Here is a 3,505-nt window from a genome sequence, read left to right as displayed (position 1 = left end):
GCATCCGATGAAACTTCCTACCAATACTGTTTCACCACCGAGGATAGGTCTATGGTCATTACCACCATGAAGGTATCGGAATCCTGTTTTAACGTGGTCTATTCATTCGTCTCTGAATGAATTAAAAAGTTCGAGTTCTCGTCCGCCATCAGGAATAGCCTGTGGCGGACTTTTCATTGTGTTGAAAACATGTATATATACATGGGTAATTCTAAACTTAAACTTACATGCCATAAATTGAGCCTGATGTCTGCTCATTGACGGCTGGGTCAGTCCTTCTTTTTTCTCCTTGCTGAATTACCTCTTTCTTTAGCTTCTGTGAATCGTTGCGAGAATCGTATTGCGTTTACTCTCGACACCCTAATCCCCAGATGTGCCTTCCTTCTGTTCCCTTCCTTGTGCGTTCTCCGTCTTTTTCATCGTATTTGCATCCCCAAGTTCTTCATGCTGTTGCTCAGTTTCCGACCATACTTCAACGGCTATCGGCACGATGTTTGTGCATCGCTTGTTTATCTGATATAGATACCTGTTTCCTTTACCTAACACCGACTACTTGATTTTCTGCACTTTTCTCCACTTCTTATTTTGGACGAAGCAGACACACTTACTTTTTCCGTCGCAAAGTTAGTGCAAGCCGCATTGTATCAAGTACCAGTGCCTTATTACCTGAATTATTTCAAAAACTTTTTCGTCTGACATCATCCAAAAAACTTTTCTGTGCCAAGGTGAAATAATTCGGTAATTCCTTGCTTGCCTGCTTTCCTTGCCAACTCTGATAGCAACGTAAAAAATAAATGTTTCACTTCTAAAATATCAAAGTTATGAAAAAGATTGAAAATTCTTTCGTAGTAAGCGGTTTCGTAGGTAAGGATGCAAGCATCCATCAGTTCTCAACAGCAAGCGTTGCACGTTTCTCACTGGCCATCAGCCGTACTGAGAAGAATGGCGAGGAAACAAACCGCACATCAGCCTTCATGAATGTAGAGGCATGGCGCAAAAACGAGAACACCTCTTCCTTCGATCGCCTTGTAAAGGGAACTCTCCTTACGGTAGAAGGCTACTTCAAGCCTGAGGAATGGCAGGATGCCGATGGAGTCAAGCACAACCGTGTGGTTCTCGTTGCAACCAAGTTCTACGAAGCTGTGGAGAAAGAAGAAACTCCTGCTCCACAGGAGAGCAAGACAAAGAAGGGCAAATAACCCTTCTCGTCATCAAAGAGCGGCCTTCGGGTCGCTTTTTTTTGCATCTCCTTTTCTTTGCCGAATGGGTACTCCTGTTATAATGATTGCCATACATCGACTTCTGGGAATCGGTAGAAATTCTGTTGCGAAGGTAATGGTTACGTCTCATCTCCTGCAAGGTCAAGGCTGCCCGCTTTGATGGAAAATCTCCACACCTTTCGGGTAGTATTTTGCATCAAAACCTTGCCAAGATAGCCGTAACACCTTCTGAAAGCAACATAATTTTTAACCATTCCCGAAGTAGTTGATCTACAAAAGGGAGAAAAAACAATTTCAATATGACGACAAGAGAATCGATTTTGAGCCGACTGACCAAGGGTGTTAGTGGCACAGACCAGGAACTTTTCAGCAAGGATGAGTTGAACAAGTTTGCGGACTTCTACCGTGACAAGTGGGACGAGAATACAAGCGAAGACGTAATTGCTGAGTCCTTTGTGGATTATTGGTGGGACACTGACAGAGCCTGCCGTAGATGCTCAGAGTGCGGCAAACTCATGCGTGAAGGCTATTGTATGGATATGGGAGTAGCCTACTATTGCAGCGAGGATTGCTTACATAGTGATTTCACAGATGAAGAGTGGGCAGAAGAATGCGAAAGCAACGACCAGAGTTATTACACAGAATGGTAACAATTTTATCAATTCAGATATGGAACAGAAAATGACTATCAATGGAGTAAGCACCTGCACCATCGCAGGTGCTGAGAAATACGAGAAATATCAGTCGGGCATAGGCAGAAAGAGACGTACACTTGTACAATATGACTACCGACATGCGGACGGAGAACTCTTCTCTTGCGTATGCGCAACGCTTGAAGAGTGCCGGAAGAAGCGTGACGAATGGATGAAAAGGAAGGAGGGAACAAGATGATTACTTCTTACAAGACACTTATTGTCAGGTTCAACTCGCCCATTGCAGTAATAGATGAAGTCTTTAACGATGTGGCTTATTTGGGAGTTGGCAATCTGAAAGAATGGATTGACGATTACGAAAGCACACGTTTCACCGCAATAGACGAACAAACGGCAGTCATCACAAGCGAGTATAATATGGAATGCGTAAGAGAATGGCTTGAACATCATGCCACCTTCGCAGTAATAGCAGAATACTAATAGTGTGGCGGTGCATCTACCGCCCACATTTCACAATAAACAAATAGACAGTTATGGCAAATCAAGCAACTACCACCTACAAGGTGACAGGTTCTCGCAAGGCTGTGAGCGACCTTTGGAAGACCCTGCAGGGCATGAATGTGAACACCAAGAATGTATGGCTGAACGAATTGGCAGACTTCTATGGCATCGACTACGGAGCAAAGCAAATCAGCGTCAGAGGGCATATCTATTGGGCAGAGTATGAGGAAGATGACGAGAATACTCTTCTCTCGTTTGAGACAGAAAGCGCATGGGATGCGTGTACCGAACTCTTTGAGGAGATAAACCATCATCTACACGATGAACTCTCTATCAGTTACCGAGTTTGTGAATGTGGATGCGAAGTTTACTACGTCCATGATGAAGGCTCTTTTTTCCCCGAAGAGTGTTGTGTCAGCTCAAACGGCAAACCATTTGAGGACGCTTATGATGACGTTTACGATACGGTGAAGGATGCTATCAACGAATGGGTATCAAAGACCGGAATCGAACAAGGAGAACGCACAGAGGGACAGATGGTTGACTTCATCAACGAGTATGAGTATGAGAATGAAGAAACCTACTTCTATATTCGGGTCTTCACTTTTGAATAAGAAACAAGCGAGAGCATGAGCAAGCCTTGTGCTCTCGCATTAAACCTACACAGAATATGTACGAATATGAATCAGAATTATTGGGAGAGTCTTGCGAACTGGGAACCCCATGGAAAGGCTGCCGCTTTGCTACAATCATTGAAGATTATGGCAAGGAACTGCTTGTACAAGTGAGCAGCGGTGCAGAGGTGACAGTACTCAGAGACGAGGTGTTTATACTCTGACGACCTAACACTTCTCCTGACTATAAAGGCTGTCAGGAGAAGTGACAAGGCTAACCCAAGTAACGTCAGTAACTTTGTACACGTTAATACAAGTAGCCACGTAGCCTTGTATAGTTGTACACATTTATACATATATACATAATGGAAATAAGTATGAAACAGAAAATCATTACGTTCGCCAACCACAAAGGAGGGGTGTCAAAGACCACTTCCACAGCCTCTATCGGGGCTTGCATGGCGCAAATGGGAAAGAAAGTCCTGCTCATCGACCTCGATGGACAGGCTAATCTCAC

The 3,505-nt window shown here is 44.0% G+C and carries 7 protein-coding genes; all 7 read left to right on the top strand.

Features of this window, described 5'->3' with window-relative positions:
- Positions 1 to 821: 821 nt before the first annotated feature.
- Positions 822 to 1,199 carry a single-stranded DNA-binding protein gene (locus C234_RS0112805; RefSeq protein ID WP_027326084.1) on the top strand — a complete coding sequence of 126 codons (378 nt, stop codon included), beginning with the start codon at positions 822 to 824 and terminating at the stop codon, positions 1,197 to 1,199.
- A 320-nt stretch (positions 1,200 to 1,519) separates the two neighbouring features.
- Positions 1,520 to 1,870 carry a hypothetical protein gene (locus C234_RS0112795; RefSeq protein ID WP_027326083.1) on the top strand — a complete coding sequence of 117 codons (351 nt, stop codon included), beginning with the start codon at positions 1,520 to 1,522 and terminating at the stop codon, positions 1,868 to 1,870.
- A gap of 19 nt (positions 1,871 to 1,889) precedes the next feature.
- A complete protein-coding gene (locus C234_RS0112790; RefSeq protein ID WP_027326082.1) occupies positions 1,890 to 2,111 on the top strand; it encodes a DUF3873 domain-containing protein in 222 nt (73 codons plus the stop codon).
- Positions 2,108 to 2,353, top strand: a complete 246-nt coding sequence (locus tag C234_RS0112785) for a DUF6956 domain-containing protein (protein ID WP_027326081.1) — start codon at positions 2,108 to 2,110, stop codon at positions 2,351 to 2,353. The genes C234_RS0112790 and C234_RS0112785 overlap by 4 nt, the downstream gene beginning before the upstream one ends.
- Before the next feature lie 53 nt (positions 2,354 to 2,406).
- A complete protein-coding gene (locus tag C234_RS0112780; RefSeq protein ID WP_027326080.1) occupies positions 2,407 to 2,988 on the top strand; it encodes a hypothetical protein in 582 nt (193 codons plus the stop codon).
- A 56-nt stretch (positions 2,989 to 3,044) separates the two neighbouring features.
- Positions 3,045 to 3,212, top strand: a complete 168-nt coding sequence (locus tag C234_RS17605) for a ribonuclease P (protein ID WP_148295245.1) — start codon at positions 3,045 to 3,047, stop codon at positions 3,210 to 3,212.
- A gap of 153 nt (positions 3,213 to 3,365) precedes the next feature.
- Positions 3,366 to 3,505, top strand: a 140-nt coding sequence (locus tag C234_RS16480) for a ParA family protein (protein ID WP_211231533.1), incomplete at its 3' end; no start/stop codon positions are given.

The organism is Bacteroides pyogenes DSM 20611 = JCM 6294, assembly GCF_000428105.1.
Classification (GTDB): Bacteria; Bacteroidota; Bacteroidia; order Bacteroidales; family Bacteroidaceae; genus Bacteroides; species Bacteroides pyogenes.
This window is presented reverse-complemented; position numbering and strand designations above follow the sequence as displayed.